The organism is Pseudomonas anatoliensis (assembly GCF_017976235.1).
GTDB lineage: Bacteria > Pseudomonadota > Gammaproteobacteria > Pseudomonadales > Pseudomonadaceae > Aquipseudomonas > Aquipseudomonas anatoliensis.
The window spans coordinates 667,152-684,746 of sequence record NZ_JACVHC010000001.1; the positions used below are offsets into that span (position 1 = coordinate 667,152).

At 57.9% G+C, this 17,595-nt stretch carries 15 protein-coding genes; 5 read left to right on the forward strand and 10 right to left on the reverse strand.

The genetic code is table 11. The features are described from left to right. Positions 1-16 precede the first annotated feature (16 nt). Positions 17-295: a hypothetical protein gene (locus ICA16_RS03010; RefSeq protein ID WP_150602480.1), complete on the forward strand. Its 279-nt coding sequence runs from the start codon at positions 17-19 to the stop codon at positions 293-295. Positions 296-357: 62 nt separating this feature from the next. Here the strand turns inward: ICA16_RS03010 and ICA16_RS03015 are convergent, their stop codons facing one another. Continuing rightward, positions 358-879 (reverse strand): DUF4142 domain-containing protein, encoded by a 522-nt coding sequence (locus ICA16_RS03015; protein ID WP_150602479.1) that lies wholly within the window; start codon positions 877-879, stop codon positions 358-360. Between the two features lie 206 nt (positions 880-1,085). On the opposite strand from ICA16_RS03015, the gene ICA16_RS03020 reads away from it, so the two are divergent. Both ICA16_RS03020 and ICA16_RS03025 read left to right on the forward strand, forming a co-directional pair. Beyond that, on the forward strand, positions 1,086-1,328 hold the full coding sequence (locus ICA16_RS03020; protein WP_042559423.1) for a DUF465 domain-containing protein: 243 nt from the start codon (positions 1,086-1,088) through the stop codon (positions 1,326-1,328). Between the two features lie 109 nt (positions 1,329-1,437). After that, positions 1,438-1,602 carry a hypothetical protein gene (locus ICA16_RS03025; protein ID WP_191626417.1) on the forward strand — a complete coding sequence of 55 codons (165 nt, stop codon included), beginning with the start codon at positions 1,438-1,440 and terminating at the stop codon, positions 1,600-1,602. 132 nt (positions 1,603-1,734) lie between these two features. Here ICA16_RS03025 and ICA16_RS03030 read toward each other — a convergent pair whose 3' ends face one another. The 6 genes from ICA16_RS03030 to ICA16_RS03055 form a co-directional block, all read right to left on the reverse strand. Further along, positions 1,735-2,811, reverse strand: a complete 1,077-nt coding sequence (locus ICA16_RS03030) for an SMP-30/gluconolactonase/LRE family protein (protein WP_210699901.1) — start codon at positions 2,809-2,811, stop codon at positions 1,735-1,737. Beyond that, on the reverse strand, positions 2,808-3,953 hold the full coding sequence (locus tag ICA16_RS03035; protein WP_210699902.1) for a sterol desaturase/SRPBCC family protein: 1,146 nt from the start codon (positions 3,951-3,953) through the stop codon (positions 2,808-2,810). The genes ICA16_RS03030 and ICA16_RS03035 overlap by 4 nt, the downstream gene beginning before the upstream one ends. Positions 3,954-4,076: 123 nt before the next feature. Next, the gene (locus tag ICA16_RS03040) at positions 4,077-4,940 is read right to left on the reverse strand and encodes a LysR family transcriptional regulator (protein ID WP_042559420.1); all 864 of its coding nucleotides are present in this window, start codon (positions 4,938-4,940) and stop codon (positions 4,077-4,079) included. A 189-nt stretch (positions 4,941-5,129) separates the two neighbouring features. Then, a complete protein-coding gene (locus ICA16_RS03045) occupies positions 5,130-6,860 on the reverse strand; it encodes a hydrogenase maturation protein (protein ID WP_210699903.1) in 1,731 nt (576 codons plus the stop codon). Positions 6,861-7,212: 352 nt separating this feature from the next. Further along, positions 7,213-7,527 carry an SCP2 sterol-binding domain-containing protein gene (locus ICA16_RS03050; RefSeq protein ID WP_007946492.1) on the reverse strand — a complete coding sequence of 105 codons (315 nt, stop codon included), beginning with the start codon at positions 7,525-7,527 and terminating at the stop codon, positions 7,213-7,215. A gap of 64 nt (positions 7,528-7,591) precedes the next feature. Further along, complete coding sequence (locus tag ICA16_RS03055; RefSeq protein ID WP_150602475.1) at positions 7,592-8,302, reverse strand: histidine phosphatase family protein; 711 nt, start codon at positions 8,300-8,302, stop codon at positions 7,592-7,594. Between the two features lie 204 nt (positions 8,303-8,506). On the opposite strand from ICA16_RS03055, the gene sohB reads away from it, so the two are divergent. Both sohB and ICA16_RS03065 read left to right on the forward strand, forming a co-directional pair. After that, a complete protein-coding gene (gene sohB / locus ICA16_RS03060) occupies positions 8,507-9,538 on the forward strand; it encodes a protease SohB (RefSeq protein ID WP_150602474.1) in 1,032 nt (343 codons plus the stop codon). A 196-nt stretch (positions 9,539-9,734) separates the two neighbouring features. Continuing rightward, positions 9,735-14,567 (forward strand): NEL-type E3 ubiquitin ligase domain-containing protein, encoded by a 4,833-nt coding sequence (locus ICA16_RS03065; protein ID WP_228734118.1) that lies wholly within the window; start codon positions 9,735-9,737, stop codon positions 14,565-14,567. A 63-nt stretch (positions 14,568-14,630) separates the two neighbouring features. Here ICA16_RS03065 and ICA16_RS03070 read toward each other — a convergent pair whose 3' ends face one another. The 3 genes from ICA16_RS03070 to ICA16_RS03080 form a co-directional block, all read right to left on the reverse strand. Beyond that, positions 14,631-15,125: a DUF934 domain-containing protein gene (locus ICA16_RS03070; protein WP_150602473.1), complete on the reverse strand. Its 495-nt coding sequence runs from the start codon at positions 15,123-15,125 to the stop codon at positions 14,631-14,633. Further along, entirely contained in the window at positions 15,109-16,767 is a 1,659-nt protein-coding gene (locus ICA16_RS03075; RefSeq protein ID WP_150615443.1) for a nitrite/sulfite reductase, read from the reverse strand. Before ICA16_RS03075 ends, ICA16_RS03070 begins: the two co-directional genes overlap by 17 nt. Before the next feature lie 448 nt (positions 16,768-17,215). Beyond that, positions 17,216-17,434, reverse strand: coding sequence for a DUF2970 domain-containing protein (locus ICA16_RS03080; RefSeq protein ID WP_210552873.1), 219 nt, complete (start codon positions 17,432-17,434; stop codon positions 17,216-17,218). Positions 17,435-17,595: the final 161 nt, after the last annotated feature.

The following is a 17,595-nucleotide window of genomic DNA, read 5'->3' on the forward strand; positions in this document are numbered from 1 at the left end:
GACTAATGAGGTGCTTATGAACGAGCAATCGACACAGCAGCACAATCAATCCGGGGAAGCGATCAATCGCAATGACCCGGCGATCGACCCGCAAGTACCGGGGCAATCGGCGCCGACGCAGCCTGCGCAGCAGCAGGGCGATACAGGCCAGACGCAAAGTGCTGACCCGGCAGTGGATCAGAAGAACCAGAACACCGATAACGACAACGAGTTCAGCCCCGGTTTCGAACCTGAGCCGGACCGGGCGAAGCCGGGGGAGGAGACGGATGCGGATATTGATACTGATGGGGGTTGATCGAGGTTGAAAACGACGAGGCCGCATCCATTGGATGCGGCCTTTTTTTGACTGCCCGATACTTACTTGCTTGGGTGTTTGGCCTGCAGCTCTTTCGCCGCGGCCAGGTGTTTTTCCAGTCCTGGCAGCATTTTCTGGGCAAAGGCTTTCAGTTCAGTTGCACCCTTGACCTTGTCGTCCGTCACGGTATTGGCTTGTTTCTTGAACAACTCAATGGTGTCTTCGTGAGCCTTCACCTGGTTGTTGGCATAGGCCGCGTCGAATGACTCGTCACGTACTTCGAGGATTTTCTCTTTGGCCTGTTTGACCAGCGTGGTGGTGTCCGGCACCTCGATATCGTGAGCCTTGGCAATCGTCGCCAATTCGTCATTGGCCTTGCTGTGATCGGTGATCATCATTTCGGCGAATTTCTTGATATCGGCCGATTGGCTTTTTTCCAGCGCCAGGCGACTGGTTTCGATTTCGGCGATGCCACCGGCAGCGGCATTGTCGACGAAGTCATTGTCGGTAGCAGCGAAAGCGCTGCCCATGCTGGCACTCAGGGCAACGGCCAGAGCAATGTGACGCAGGTTGAATCCGTCCATTTGGTGTATCTCCACGCAGGTTTTTGTGAGCGTTATTCAATGGAGCGAGTGCACCGACGAAAGGTTTTATCGCATTTGCGACAGGGCGACGAACGGCCACCGCTGGTCTGACAGGGAGTCGACAGAACGCCCCGACCGAGGCCATTCTGATGACTGGCCAGCGCAATCGGTCGCGTTGGTCACCGATCAACTCACGGAGGTGTTCCATGCCGGTTCCCCATGACCTGTTTCAGGACTTGAGCTGCACGAAGGAAGAGATCCAGCAAAAACGCACCCAGGATCCGCGACTGGATTCACTGATCAACAAGTATTCCCAGGCTGATGCCGACGTGGTCAAGGCCGAAACGGCCACTTCGGACGCTCCCAGCGACGACGCATTGAAAAAACTCAAAGAGAAGCGTCTGAAGGTCAAGGACGAGATCGTCAGTCACTTGCAGGCACCGTCCTGATCCTCTAGTTGTCCGCCGACCTACGGTTGCGGATTGACGGGAACGACAGCCCCTACCGGCACCTCGAATGTTCAGAGTCCGAATTCATCGACTCCTTGCGAGGTGCCCCATGAGCGATCCCAAATTCCCGAGTGAAGAGCAGGGCGCATTCGACCCGGTGCCGACGCATCCCGAGCCGAACAGCCCGGCGCATACCACGGCCAATCCGGATGAGCCTGTCGAGGATCTTCCTGAAGACGAAGACCCCGAAAAGTTCGACAAGTCCAGCAACTGATAGACCGCTATCGCTGGCAAGCCAGCTCCCACAGGGGTTCATGTAGTTCACAGATTATGTGCACGACCCAATATCTGTGGGAGCTGGCTTGCCAGCGATGGCGTCTGTCAATTCAACACAAAACCGACAGACTCACTTCAGCGCATCAGCCAACGGCAACCGCGCCATATGCATGGCCTTCAAAGACCCGAAATACAACCAGTCCCCATACTCACGCACCGTGGTGATCGGCGAATAATTGCCCTCGCTCGCATCCTGCAGATTGGCAATCACCTTGCCCTGCAAATCCAGCCCCAACACAAACCCGCGCTTCTCCACGGGTTTGGGCAACACGCTCAACGCCCGCACAATCATCTTGCGCACGAACGGATGCCCGGCCGTGCCATCGAGCAAGGCATTGCGCGGTGCGTACAACGCAACCCAGAACCGGTCGCGGCCATTGAATGACAGGTTGTCCGGCAACCCCGGCAAGTTGTCGATAAACAGGTCATGGGTGCCCGCCTGGGGGCCCTTCAGCCAGAAGCGGCTGATGCGGTAGGCGCCGGTTTCATTGACCAGCACATAAGCGTCATCGGGGCCGAGCGTCACGCCGTTGGCGAACTGCAATTTATCGAGCAGGATGCTGGTCTTGCCGGTCTGGAAGTCATAGCGCAGCAAACGTCCGTCACCGCCGTGCTCAATGATCGCCTCGCCATCATGGCCGTAGCCCCAACGGCTGGAAGCATCGCTGAAGTAGGCGTAATGCCCGGATTTGTCGATCGCCACGTCATCAGTGAAACCGAAGGCCACACCATTGGCCTCTTTGGTCAAGGCCGTCACCTGGCCCTGTGCATCGAGAGACAACAAACCCTTGATCCCGTCGGCGATCACCAGCAGCCCGTTGGGATGCCGCGCAAGCCCCAGCGGCCGGCCACCGGTGTCGGCGAGTACTTTGCGTTCCTTGCCATCCAGACTGCTGCGGATCAGCCGGCCGTCATGCAGACCGGTGATCAGGAATTCCCCTTCCAGCAGCAGCGCTTCCGGCCCTTCGATGTCACTGGGGCCGACCTGCACCGCACCTTTGAGGCGCTGGTTATCGGCGTAAATCCCTTCGCTCAACGAGGGCGCCGCCTGCGGTGTCCAGGCGACCGGCTCGACCTTGGTGGGCATCAGCAGCAGAAACGCGATGACGACGACAATCAGCAGCAACAAAACCTGCCGCCACCTCATGCGCTGGCCCTCTCTGAAGCCAGATACTGCGCAGCCATGTCACGCAGCGCGAGCATGGATGCGGCGGACTCACGGTCAATGCGCCGCTTGAGCAGCAATCGATTGGCGATACGCATGCCCAAACCGCCGAAACGATAATCCAGCGTGCGCACAAACCGCGTGCCGTCACCCTCGGCGCAGCACTCGTAAGTCAACTCCAGCGACAGCCCGTGATCGCCCTGGGCTCGCGCGCACCAGCGTCGCCCGGGCAGGTATTCGCTGACCGCCCAGCTCAGATGACCTGCGCGGCCGCCGGCATGAATGTCTTCTTCAAAACGCGCACCTGCATGCAGCGGACCGGATGGGCCGTCGATCTTCAGCGATGACGGATGCCACTCGGGCCAGCGGCCGACGCTGGCTGCGTAGGCGAGTACGGCAATCGGTTCGCCAGCGATATCGATCTGGTGCTGCATGCGGGTCATGGGCATTCTCGAATAGCTCAAAGGGGTGGCTTGCGGCTCCCAGTAAAGGGTGCCGAACAGGTAGTCCATCAGCGGCAGAACAATATTGAAATTGCGCTCTTGCATGCGCTCGCGGCGGTGATGCAGCTCGTGCAAACGACGCATCTGACGGATCCACGGCAGCCGCGTCAGCGGGTTGTGCGGCGGCAAGTGTTCGGCGGCATGAAACACCTCGTAGGCCAGATAACCCAGCACCATGCTGCCAGCGAACAGCCCGGCGACGTTGGCGTTGAACTGCGCGAACAGCCACCACAGCGGCAGCGTAATCACCAGCGTATGAATAACGATCAGCCACGCCGGAAACAGAATCACCCGCCAGTCGCGAGCGCTGTCGTAGGTCATGTGGCCGGGCGTGAAGAAGCTGTGATGGTCGCCCGCATGCCGGGCGTAGAACATTTTGGCGAAGGTTTTTTTATGATGGCCGAGATGGCGATGGACCATGTACACGCCAAAGTTGAAAAACAGCAGGGTCAGCGGCACGCTCAGCCATTCCAGCCAGCTCACCTGATGCACGCTGCTCCAGAACGCGCCGATGGCCAGCACCCCGAACAACAGCACGAAGGCGCCGTGCAGCCACGGGTTGTAGAGCGGATGAATCGCCGCGCGATAGCGGCTGCGGAATGCCTCGGTGGTCTGCCTCACTGCGTTCACCTGCGGGTATTTTGTTGTACCCGGCAGATTAGCCGATCCGGCCATTTGTGCAGCCCGGACCTTGAGGCCACATGCGCCATGATCCGGTGTAAAGCGCTCGCCCGCGTACTTGCGTCAGCTCAGCGGGTTCCAGCGTTGCGACCAGTCGTCATCGGTGCGAATCACTTCACGCAGCAGATTGAAGGCTTGCTGCAACGTTGCAGAGTCCCGATCACGCGAATAAACCAGATAGGTTGGATAGCCGAATTCCGGGGCTTTGGTCACGGTTTCCAGTGCGCCGCTTTCCAGATAGGTGCGCACAACGCGAGTGCGGAAGTAGCCGCTGCCGCCGTTTTCGAGGATGTATTGCAGGGCGAGTGGGCCGAGGTTGAAACTCAGCGCGGCTTTGGCTTTTTCCGGCAGGGCAGCGTCGTGCTGGCGGCGGAAGTCCGGGCCCCAGTCGATATAAACGTAGGGATCCGGGCGATCAGGCGCGCGCACCAGAATCAGTTTTTCCTCCAGCACCTGCTCGACCTGCAACCCCGGCCAGTATTCCGGTTGATAGACCAGCGCCGCGTCGAGCACGCCGAGTTCTAGCTGGCGCAGCAGGTTTTCACCGTCGCGGATTTCCATGCGCAGGGCATGCCCGGGAATCTTCTCGCGCAGCTCGGCCGCCCAGCTAAGCATCAGCGGGTTGCACAGGCTGACTTCGCCGCCGATGTGCAGCACGTTGTGATAGCCCTCAGGCAGCGGCAGGTCGCGTCGCGCCGCTTCCCAGGTCTGCACCAATTGATTGGCATAGACCACGAAGGCCTCGCCATTGGGCGTCAATTTCGCCCCGGCGCGATTGCGCACGAACAGCGTACTGCCCAACTGGCTTTCGAGTTTCTGCACCCGGGCGGTGATCGCCGTTTGGGTGACGAACAGCTTCTGCGCCGCTGCCGCGAGACTGCCGTGACGGACGATTTCCAGAAAGGTGCGAGCGAGGTCGATGTCCATGGGCGGGCCGGTGTTTGAGGTGGGGGCATTGTAAGTGCAGGGCCGATACCACGTCATCGTACATCGCGGCCGTACGCAAGATCTGTGCTCGACACAAAACCCTGTAGGAGCTGTCGAGTAGAACGAGGCTGCGATCTTTTGATCTTGTCTTTGAAAAACAGGTCAAAAGATCGCAGCGTGCCGCAGCTCCTACACCGAGATCGCGCAGGGTTGCAGTGTCGGTGATGGACGAGCCCAATCCTCCACCAACCGCGCTGGCGTACCACACACCTTGCGCTTGTAGACAAAATTCCGACACTTCTCGGCAAACCCATTGCGGTTGTAGAGCATGTCCTCCTGCATCTCTTGCAACTCGCTTTCGCGACATTGCCGGATCAGTTCCTGATCAATCCGCAACTTGCGGTCACGCACGGCGGCGTAGGTTGGATCGCTCAGAACGCCGTTGGCCCGTTGCAGCAACCACAGCGAAAACTCATCCGGGCAGCGCGGCCCGATCTCCTGAACCATGCCCATTTGCAATGCCTGAGTCGCGCTCACCGGCAAACAGGCTTGAGTCAGTTGCTCGGCCATTGCCGGACCGACTGCGCGGGGCAGGCTGTAGGTCCAGTATTCCGAGCCGTACAAACCCATGCTTTTGTAATGCGGATTGAGCACGATGTCGGCGCGGGCGAACACAATGTCTGCGGCCAACGCGAGCATCACGCCGCCAGCGCCAGCACTGCCGGTCACGCCACTGACCACCAGTTGCCGCGCTGTCAGCAATTCCTCACAGACATCGTCGATTGCCTGAATATTCGCCCAGGCTTCAGCGCCCGGATCCTTTGCCGCCTGAATCACATTCAAATGCACGCCGTTGGAAAAACTCCCGCGCCCGCCCTTGATCAACAACACTTGAGTGTCGCGGGACTTGGCCCAACGCAACGCCTCGACCATGCGCTTGCACTGTTCGGTGCTCATGGCGCCGTTGTAGAACTCGAAGGTCAGCTCACCGACATGCCCGGATTCGCGGTAACGAATCGGCTGATACTTCTCGTCGCAGAACGGCTGACTGGCAATCGACCAGTCCAGCGTCGGCACAGCGGCCAATTGCCCGGCGAGAACATGCCGTGCCGGTTGCTTGAACGTCTCTTCGCCGGGCTGCGGTTTGCGTCGCAGCGAGCCGATCCACACGCTCTGGTCGCCGGCAGCGACCAACACCGCATCGTCGTGCACCGCGAGAATTTCACCGGGGATCCCGCTGCGTGAATCAAGATGTGCGTCGTACACGTAGTACTGCCCGCCGGCCAGACTCGCCAGCACGCCGGGCTGGCCGTCCGCCGCGTCGATGCAGCGTTTGATGAAGTGTGCGCAGTCATGCCAACTGAAGCTGCGGTCAACTTGTTTCATGTTCGGCTGCAAGCGGCCGCGCACCTTGGGGTCGGCGTAATCCAGCGCCACAGGAACGAATCCGTCACTGAACTTCTCGACCACTTCGCGAATGCAGCGGATCGCCGCATCGCTGACCCGCCCGTTGTACAGCTCGGATTTGCGCAGGCCTGCCGGCAGGTTGAACTCGCAAGTGGCCCATACCGGCCCGGCGTCCATTTCCTCGACCGCTTGCAACGCGGTCACGCCCCAGCGCGACAACTCGTTGGTAATCGCCCAGTCCAGCGCACTCGCGCCGCGATCGCCGACGATGCCGGGGTGGATGATCACCACTGGCCGTGCGGTATTGCTCCACAGCGCTTGCGGAACACGGTCCTTGAGAAACGGACAGATCACCAGGTCGGCGCCACTGTGTTCTATCTGTTCGCACACCGTCGCCTCGTCGGTAAACACTACAACGCTGGGCGAATGCCCGGCCTGGCGCAGTTCCAGCCAGGCGCGTTGGGTCAGGCCGTTGAACGCCGATGACAGCAGAATAATGTTGAGTGGTCGCATGAAGATTCTTCCTTGAATGGGATCAGCCGCAGGCTCCCGGTGAGCCTTCCTTGGCCTTCGATGGAGCGGGAAGAGTAATCAGTGGCAAGGTGTGCGTCAGTGATCTTGGTCAACGTTGTGTCGCCAAATGTTGTGCGGCCGGACGAAGTGACGAATTGCCCCCACACTGATGTTCAACAAAAACCCTGTAGGAGCTGCGGCACGCTGCGATCTTTTGATCTTGTTTTTTGTTTCAAGATCAAAAGATCGCAGCGTGCCGCAGCTCCTACAGGGATATCGCCTTGCTAAAGCGTTGGCGCCAAACGCAAAAATCCCGCCACATGGGCGGGATTTTTTTGACTGAACAGCGGTATTACGAAGGGAACAGCTCGGACAGTTTCATCGCCAGCATCATGTCGCCTTCAGCGCGCAGTTTGCCGCCCATGAACGCTTGCATGCCGTCGGTCGAACCGTCAACGATGCCTTGCAGAGTTTCGCCGTCCATTACCAGCGTGACCTGGGCGTCCGGGTTCTCGCCTTCTTGCAGCTCGCAGGTGCTGTCTTTGACGATCAGCGAGAAGTTCTTGGTGTCGTCGATGCGGAAACCGAAGACCAGATCCAGGCCGGCAGCAGCGGCTGGGTTGAACTTGGCTTTCATTGCTTGTACGGCATCAGCTACGGAGGTCATGGTTCGATCCTTTCTTGGGTAATAGGAGCTGGGTGATTACAGCAAGGGTCACAGTAATCCGGACTCAGCGGAAAGTGATGAGTTCCGGGGCCTTCAGCAGTTGCAGATGGGCATGACTGTTGAAGGAAGCCAGAGCCACCTCGCGACCACGAAACTTCAGCTGGTTGAGCGAGGTGTTGACGATTTGCCAATTCAATTCAAAAGCCTGTTTCGCAGGCATTTGGGTAATCAGGTGGAGCAGGGCGGTGATTGTGCCACCCGAGGTGAACACCGCGATCTTCTGGTTTTTTTCGGCCTGTTCAAGAATTCGATGCAATCCGGCCTGAACCCGTTCAACGAAGCCCAGCCAGCTTTCAAGCCCCGGTGTGTCATAGGTGCCGGCCAGCCAGCGCTCGATGATCAGGGCAAAAATGCGCTGGAACTCGCCGCGGTTTTGCGCGGCGTTGCGCAAGATATCGAGGGCTTCCGGCTCGTCGGGCAACATCGCCGGGAGCAGGGCGCGGATTACCGCGTCGGCATCGAATTCGTTGAACGCGGAATCGGTTTCCAGCGTCGGCACCGACAGGCCTTTGGCGGTGAATTGCTCCAGCGCACTGGTGGCCGTGTGTTGCTGGCGGCGCAGATCACCTGCCAGGCAGCGATCGAAGCGAATCCCCAGTTCAGCAAGGTGCTGACCGAGGATTTCTGCCTGACGCACACCGGTCGGCGACAGGACGTCATAGTCGTCTGCACCAAAGGAGGCCTGGCCATGTCGAATCAGATAGATGCTGCCCACGTCCGCGTCGTCCCGGTACGTTGAAGGTTTGGCGAGGTTATGAGGATGCCGGGGAGCTGTCAATGAAAAAACATACGCTTGTTTGAAATGCCCGTTACAGGGGTGTTGCCAGAGGTTTCACGGCTGGTCGACGAGCCGGCGCATGGGTATGCTGGAGCCATTCCGCGTGTGCCGCACATCCACGCATCGTTTTGAGGAGTCTCTGTGGAGTTTTTCACCGAATACGCCAGTTTCCTGGCCAAGACCGTCACCCTGGTGATCGCCATTCTGGTGGTGCTCGCCAGTTTTGCCGCGTTGCGCAGCAAGGGGCGGCGCAAGTCGGCGGGGCAGTTGCAGGTCAGCAAGCTCAATGATTTCTATAAAGGCCTGCGTGAGCGTCTGGAGCAGACCCTGCTCGACAAGGATCAGCTCAAGGCCTTGCGCAAGGGCGAGGCCAAGTCCGAAAAGAGCGAGAAGAAGCAGAAGAAAAAACCCGAGGCCAAACCACGGGTGTTCGTGCTGGATTTCGACGGCGACATCAAGGCCTCGGCCACCGAGAGCCTGCGTCATGAAATCACTGCGTTGCTGACCCTCGCTACGCCGAAGGACGAAGTTGTCCTGCGTCTGGAAAGCGGCGGCGGCATGGTCCACAGCTACGGTCTGGCGTCCTCGCAGCTGGCGCGTATCCGCGAAGCCGGCGTGCCTCTGACCGTGTGCATCGACAAGGTCGCGGCCAGCGGCGGCTACATGATGGCGTGCATTGGCGAGAAGATCATCAGTGCGCCGTTTGCCATTCTCGGCTCGATCGGCGTGGTTGCGCAGTTGCCCAACGTCAACCGCTTGCTGAAGAAGCACGATATCGATTTCGAGGTGCTGACCGCTGGTGAGTACAAACGCACCCTGACCGTGTTTGGCGAAAACACCGAAAAGGGCCGCGAGAAGTTCCAGGAAGACCTCGACATCACCCATCAACTGTTCAAGAACTTCGTTGCTCGCTACCGCCCGCAACTTGCCATCGACGACGTGGCGACCGGGGAAGTCTGGCTGGGTATCGCGGCACTGGACAAACAACTGGTCGATGAACTCAAGACCAGCGACGAGTACCTTGCGCAGAAGGCCAAACAGGCCGAGGTCTATCACCTGCATTATGCCGAGCGCAAAAGCCTGCAAGAACGTATCGGCATGGCGGCAAGCAGTTCGGTGGACCGCGTGCTGTTGAGCTGGTGGAGTCGGTTGACCCAGCAACGCTTCTGGTAAAAAGCTGGTGAGAAGGGTGTTGTCATTGCGTCGGTGACAACGCCCTTCACATTCAAGTGTTGTGAGTGCGGTAAATAAGTATTTTATAGTTTTATAATCAAACTTGTTTAAGCAGTTATTGATCAGTTAATCAGCGTTTTTTAATAAGTTATTCAGCGTTAGTCTGGTTTTTCTTATCAGTCTGAGGTTGATCAATATGTCTGCGAAAAATTCCACTACCGTCCTGCCCACCATGACGCCGGAACAGCAGGGTGCGTTCTTTTCCGTTGTTAAACAGCAAATGCCCGGTTGGGTGCTTGGGGCTTCATCAGAAGTTCGTGCCGCGTTGCGCAAGAGCCTGATGGCAAGCTTTGTGTCCCGAGCCGCAGCGTCCGCGACGCTGCGCAAACTTCAATCACCTGAAAAATATTGCAGACCCTTACTGGAAACTGCGTTTTCGGAAAAGTTGCACATGCCGTGCGAAACAACAGGCGTGGTCTTTCAGCACATACGCTCGATATCAAGCCTTCTCAAATTGCGCAAGAAACTCGTCACGCCGATTGGCCGGGACTTGCTATTGGCAGCGTGCGAAAACTTCGAGGCCAGTGAGGCTCGCTCGGATAACTATGACGGCAATTCACTGATCTATATTCCGGAGCGTATCACCGGCCGCACCAACAAGATCCTGCCGATAAAACCTGAAGAGTTTGCGAAACTGTGTCGCTCACTGGATCTGGGCAAGCAGTATCAAGATCACATCAATACGATATTTAAAGAGGATAATCTGCACGATAAATATGTTGCATTTGCAAAAGACCAGTTCGAAGTTGATGTGCACATTGCATTCATGAAAAAGCATATCAGTGCCGATGTATATACACTGCTCAAGGCCGTCAGGCGCGGTGACGTGCCACTTAAACTGGGTAACAATACGCCCGGTTATCAGCGACTGGAAATGCGCGGTCTTACACTGCACGGAGCAATGTTTGTGGGCCCTGTCACTGAACCTGCCGATGAAGATTATCGATGCGTGGTTTACCTTCCCGGGGACCCGCTGCACCCGATAAAGGAATATTCATCGTTTACCAAATTTGAAACCGAACTGAGTAGACGTTTGAGAACTGCCGACTTTCGCAAGTTCTTCATGCGTTTTATCTTGTTGAGTGAGCAGCCCGACTTCCTTGCGTTTCTCACTAGTCGGCTGTTGAATCCAAACAGTGGTGGGTTGCCACTTCCTGTATCCGCTCGATACATATCGCTCGATGGATTCGATATCAAAGAAGAGGTGTTTTCACTGATGTATCAACAGCGCTCGGCCCATGTCTTGGCTGACGCGCGATTGCTGGTGGTACCCACGGATGACGAGGATGAGAAAACACGCCTGGACAGGCTGGAGACCTATAAAACCATTGGCCTCAATACGCTGCTGTTTCTCTCATCGTTCGTTCCGGTTGTCGGGGAGGTCATGTTTGCTATTGCCGGGATTCAGTTGCTCGCAGAGGTTTACGAAGGTATCGAGAGCTGGACCCAGGGTGAGCAGGAACAAGCTACGGACTACATGTTTGACGTCATTGAAAACCTGATGCTGATGGCGGCAATGGCTGGCGCGGGTAAGGCGGCAGGTAAGGGCTTCAAGACGATGAAATCCTCGAGCTTGATCGGGCGCTTGCGGTCAGTTCCGGTGGGCACCGCTCCCAAAAAGTTGTGGAAACCGGACCTGAAGGCGTATCAGCAGACCTCATCGGTGCCCGGCAGCCTCGCGGCAGACGCTAAAGGGCTTGTCACGTGGCGTGAACGGCAATACATGCGAGCCGGCACGGATCTTTTTGCGATACGTCCCATCAAGGGCACTGATCTGTGGAAGGTCGAGCATCCCACCTCGCCAGAGCGCTATTCACCCGTGATGGAAACGAACGGCGTCGGTGCGTGGCGCCACGATTCCGAACTGCCGCAGAAATGGAACCTGCTGACGTTGTTCCGGCGCCTCGGCTATCGCGAGGAAGAGTTTTCGGACAGCGAAAGCGCACAGATTCTCGCCACCAGCGCCATCGACGAACAACAACTTCGTCAGCTCTTCCTGGACCGCGCCAGGCCCATGGCGACCTTGGTCGACACGGTTCGGCGCTTTCGCGCAGACAAAGACGTCAGCCATTTTGTTGAAAGCATGCGCGTGCCGTTATCTGCGCCCCAAGCCGATCCCGACCTGCAATTGTACCTGTTGACCGAAATGGGCCGTTGGCCTAAGGACGTGAGCATCAGCATCCGCAATACAGGCGGCAGCGAGGTCAGTCACTATGGGTCCGTTTCTGCTCCCCGACAGATAACGCTCGCAAACGATCTATTGGAAAAGGGACAGTTCTATCCCGCGCTGCTGAGTGCCCTTGGTGATGAGGAGCGCACGCGCTTGCTTGGCCTGACGACGGATGCGGCGAGCCAGGCTCAAGCCTTGAGCAAAGTGATAGCCGAGCATTCGGAAAGCAAGAAACTGCCTCTTTTTGCCCGGGTTTACCAGCGTCTGGATGTCAGCACGGAGCCGAGAGCCGCGGTGATTCGGGAAAAGTTTGCGGACCTGCCCTTCAGTGTTGCTGATGAGTTGGTGCACAACGCCGACTTCAGCGAGTGGCAAGAGCTCGACAATGCAATTGTGCCTTTGCGACTGGTGGAGGAAGCGCGGCGCTACGCGCAGGTGGTGCGCCTGAATCGGGCCTACGAAGGGCTGTACCTTGACGCGGCTGGCGGACTGGACTCGGACCGATTGGTGCTCAACACCGTCAAACACTTGCCGGGCTGGACGAATGACGTGTTTGTGGAGATCACGGAGTGGGCCTTGCATTCAGAGAAAAAGGCCAGCATTGGTACGAATGACGCTGACAATAAACTCTTTATCGAGGCTTACCCGAACAAGTTCAAAGCGACCGATGGCCATAACAAGGTGTTGGCCACACACCTGCAGCGCACCCGGGCGCATTTTTTTCAAACGCTCTGGGAAGGCTTGCCGGTCAGTGCCCGCAAAGCACTAGGCGTCGAGGCCAACGATGCAGGTGTCGGCTTGAGGAAGAAAATCACCGAGCTGGCATTGAAGCGGCGTGATGCCATTGCCCTGGCCATTGGTATCAAGTTGCAGCGCACGGGATATCGTTCACCCATGGGGCTGGCCGACCGGTTGATTGTGGACGCTACGTTGCTGGGGCTGCCTCCTGCATCAAAACATTCGGCGGCATTGGTGCAGCGTGCTCAGGAGCTCTATCCGTCTCACTCGCCCGCCCTGATCGAGCACTTTCTGACGACGCTGGGCACCGATGACGTGCTGGTCACTCGCAAGCTCGAGGCAATGCGCCAGGAACTCCAGACCATCCGTTTTGCACTGGAGCGCTGGATCAATCGCCCGACGCATTATCAGGAGGGTGACGGACCCAGGCTCAAGGTCCCCAGGCACAGCAAAGAGCGGGCAGCACACTCTATATTGCGCGCCTGGCGCAAGGAGACCGGCCTTACACCCGACATGCCGGAGACGCTCTACATTCTGAGACTCGATCCGCAACCTCTGGGCGAACTGCCGATGATCGTCGGCGATTTCAGTCATGTCGGTACGCTGGAAATGGACAGCGTGGGAACCAGCGCCGGATTTATCAGGTTTTTGCACAACTTCGCCAATCTGCGCACCTTGAGTCTGACCCGCAATCAGTTGACCCGAGTCCCTCAAGCGATCGCTGCCATGTCCAGATTGAGAAGCCTGGATTTAAGCGACAACCAGATTCAACTGACGCCGGAAGCGGTCCAGTGGCTGGGGAACAGGGATCAGTTGCACGCCCTTGACCTGAGCTTCAATCCTGCCCTGGGCCGCACTCCGGACGTCAGCGCGCTGCGACAATTGCAACGCCTTGCATTACGCGGTACGAAGATAGTCGAATGGCCAGTCGGCGCTCACGCACTGTCGACGCTGCGCACACTTGATCTGCGTGACAACCTGATCGCACAAATCCCTCAGGCGGTTTTTGCTGCTGAACCTGCGTTGAACCGCGGGACCAATGTTGATGGCAATCCATTTTCTACCTCGAGTCTGCGTGAAATAGCCGAGTACCAACGATCCAGCGGCATCAGTCTGGGAATTCTGGCCGCCGAGTACCATCAGGTTGCGGCAGTCCAGCCGGATTCGGCCAGACGCGGCTCGATCTGGATGCGCGGCCTGAGCGGTGATGCATTGGCCTCCAGACAGGCACTCTGGGACTCACTGTCGGCTTATCCATGGTCCAGGGATTTCTTTCATCTGCTCGCACAGATGCACGACACAGCGGAGTTCAATCTGCTTCAAATCGACTTGAGTCGGCGTGTATGGAACGTGCTGGAGGCTGCGGGCGAAGATGACATGCTGCGCCGCACGTTGTTTCGAATGGCTCGCATCGGGCGAGTGGGGGCGGAGAATGTGTCGGGGCAATTCAGCGATATCGAGGTGAGGGTCCTGTGTTTTCGAGCCGTGCATGCGGCGCGCACCGGAAATCGCACACTGGAAGGAGAGCTGGTTCATCTGATGAGGGGCTTGTTTCGATTGCAGGAGGTAGAGCGTCAGGCCATGATCGAGATCGGTCGTCGCACGCTTGTCGGGCCAATGACCCACGCCCAGGCACAGGAACTCAGTCTGATCTACCGCGTGAGGCTGGCGCGGCGTCTGGATCTGCCTGCTCAGCCCAGGGAAATGAATTTCATCCAGAATGTTGACGTTACCCCCGCACAGCTTCAGCACGCTTACGAAGAGGTCGTCAAAGCCGAGGCAGACGACGCGTTGCTGACCTCATTCAATAACCGGATCTTCTGGTACGAATACCTGGTTGCGACTTATCCGGCAGATTTTGACGCTATTACCCAGCGTAGCGCTCAAGCCTTCAGGGAGTTTGAAGTGCAGGAGAATCTGCAGCGCGCTGAAGCTTCTCGACGTCTGAAGGCGATTGTCGAAAATTTCAAAAACGAGAATGCGCGACTGGTCCAGCGCCTTACATCTGCAGCCTTGGCGAGACATCCAGCCGTGACGCTGCCTGCTGACGAAGTTGCTTGATTCTGAGTTCCGACGTGGCGGGGCAGGCGCCTTGAACCCCGGGCGGGGTTCAAGGTTTGTTCGTTAACGGCGACGGAACAGCGGCAGCGGTTCGTCAGTGGCCGCCTGATAGGTCACCGAGAAGTCCTTGAGACCTTCCAGGGCTTCGTACGGGTCTTTGTCCGCACGCACGGCAAAGGCATCGAAGCCACAGCGGTGCATGTAGAACAACTGGTCGCGCAGGACATCGCCGATCGCCCGCAATTCGCCTTTGAAGCCGTAACGGTCACGCAGCAGACGCGCGTTGGAGTAGTTGCGGCCGTCGGTGAACGCCGGAAAATTCAGCGCAATGACCTGGAACTCGGCGACGTCGTCACCGATTTCTTCTGCTTCTTCGTCGGCGTCCAGCCACACACCCAGGCCGCCGTCGCGGGCCTGGAGCATGCGACTGTGTTCACGCCACAGTTGCAGCGGCACAATCAGATCGTCGCAGTTGCTGATCTCGTCGATGTTGAAATCCTTGGGCAGCAAGTGCCAGGTTTCGTCGACGACTTCGTTGTTCTTAATGATTCGCTGCATAGACGCGTTCCTTGAAGAGGTCGATGCCAATACGCTGATAGGTGTCGATGAAGCGCTCGTCTTCGGTACGCTGTTCCACGTACACGTCGATCAGCTTCGAGATCACGTCAGGCATGGCGTCCTGAGCGAAGGAGGGGCCGAGGATCTTGCCCAGGCTTGCGTCACGGCTTGCGCTGCCGCCGAGGGACACCTGGTAGAACTCCTCACCTTTCTTGTCCACCCCGAGGATGCCGATGTGGCCGACATGGTGGTGACCACAGGCGTTCATGCAACCGGAGATGTTCAGGTCGAGTTCGCCGATGTCGAACAGGTAGTCGAGGTCGTCGAAACGGCGCTGGATCGATTCGGCGATCGGGATCGACTTGGCGTTGGCCAGCGAGCAGAAATCACCGCCCGGGCAGCAGATGATGTCGGTCAGCAGGCCGATATTCGGCGTGGCGAAACCGCCTTCACGCAGTTCGCCCCACAGGGTGAACAGCTTGTCCTGCTCGACATCGGCAAGAATGATGTTCTGCTCGTGGGAGGTGCGCAGTTGACCGAAGCTGTAGCGCTCGGCCAGATCGGCGACAGCGTCGAGCTGCTTGTCGGTAATGTCGCCCGGGGCAACGCCGGTCGGCTTCAGCGACAGGGTTACGGCGACATAACCCGGCTTCTTGTGCGCCAGGGTGTTGCGGGTACGCCAGCGGGCGAAGCCCGGGTGTTCTTTGTCGAGATCGGCCAACTGGGCAGTCTGGTTGTCCAGCGCCTTGTAATCCGGATCGACGAAGTGCTTGGCGACACGTTGCAATTCGGCTTCGGTCAGAGTGGTCTGGCCACCGCGCAGGTGTTCCATTTCCGCATCGACTTTCTGCGCGAACACTTCTGGGGTCAGTGCCTTGACGAGGATCTTGATCCGCGCCTTGTATTTGTTGTCACGACGACCGTAGCGGTTGTAGACCCGCAGAATGGCGTCGAGGTAGCTCAACAAGTCTTGCCATGGCAGGAACTCGTTGATGAACGCGCCCACCACCGGGGTACGACCGAGGCCACCACCGACCAGCACGCGGAAACCGAGTTCGCCAGCGGCGTTGTGCACCGGCTCAAGACCGATGTCGTGGACTTCGATGGCCGCACGGTCAGCGGTCGAACCGTTGACGGCGATCTTGAATTTACGCGGCAGGTAGGCGAATTCCGGGTGGAAGGTCGTCCACTGACGGACGATTTCGCACCATGGGCGCGGATCGATCAATTCGTCGGCAGCGACACCGGCGAACTGGTCGGTGGTGACGTTGCGCAGGCAGTTGCCGCTGGTCTGGATCGCGTGCATCTGCACGGTGGCCAGTTCGGCAAGGATGTCCGGGATGTCTTCCACCGCCGGCCAGTTGAACTGCACGTTCTGCCGGGTACTGATGTGGGCGTAGCCCTTGTCGTAGTCACGGGCAATCTTCGCCATCATGCGGGTCTGACGCGAAGTCAGCTGGCCGTAAGGCACCGCCACACGCAACATCGGCGCGAAACGCTGGATGTACAGGCCATTTTGCAGGCGAAGGGGGCGGAATTCTTCTTCGCTCAGCTCACCTGCCAGATAGCGTCGGGTCTGATCACGGAACTGCTTGACGCGGTCCTCGATGATCCGCTGATCGTACTCGTCGTATACGTACATATAAGTCCTGTTCTCAGGCTTTGGGCTACTCGGAAAACGCTGCGTTTTCGCTTGCTGGAGTCCGATGGTGCCTCTGCAATTCTGCGCGCACGGCCGCGCGCTCCATAACGGAGCCGGGGCAATATACCCGTTTGCAGTTATGCGCAAAAGTGATGTTTGAGTATATGTAAAGAACCAAATCGCCTAACGAGAACAGTTATTACCTATTCCACATTTGTCGTGCGGACAATCATCGTCTTAACTGTGGTCGAGTCTTTCTGCAATCACCGATAAAACCGATAAGAGGCGATGCAATGAGCAACCCGACCAAGGCAAGGAAAAGCGACAGCAGCGTTGACGCATGGGCCATTTTGTTCCTGATTATTCTGGTAGTAGGGACGGCGGTGTTCTGGGTCAGTCATCAATAATCGACACAGTCCGGGCGACGTCCGTAGGGCCGCCGCCGGACTCAGATCCCGGCCAGATGCAACACCAGTTTGACGATGCCGAACAGCGTCAGTGCGAACACGCCTGTAAACAAAACCCCCAACACCACAAAATGACTCGGCTTGCCGTGAGTGAAATCACGCGCCCGGTTCTTTCCGCTTTGCACCCCGAAAGCTGCCGCCATCACGCTGTGCAGCATCTGCCATAACGTTGGTGGCTTGTTGTCCTTTGGATCGTCCATAAATCCCTTCCTTCAGTGGTCTTGCTTGCACACAGCATAGACAACTTCGGGCTTCCCGGCGGCCGGAGGGTGTCGACAAATCCTGATAAACATACGCATTGAAGCAATATATATGTACCGCAGGCGAGGTCGTTCCGGATGGTGTGCTAGCGCTCCATTCA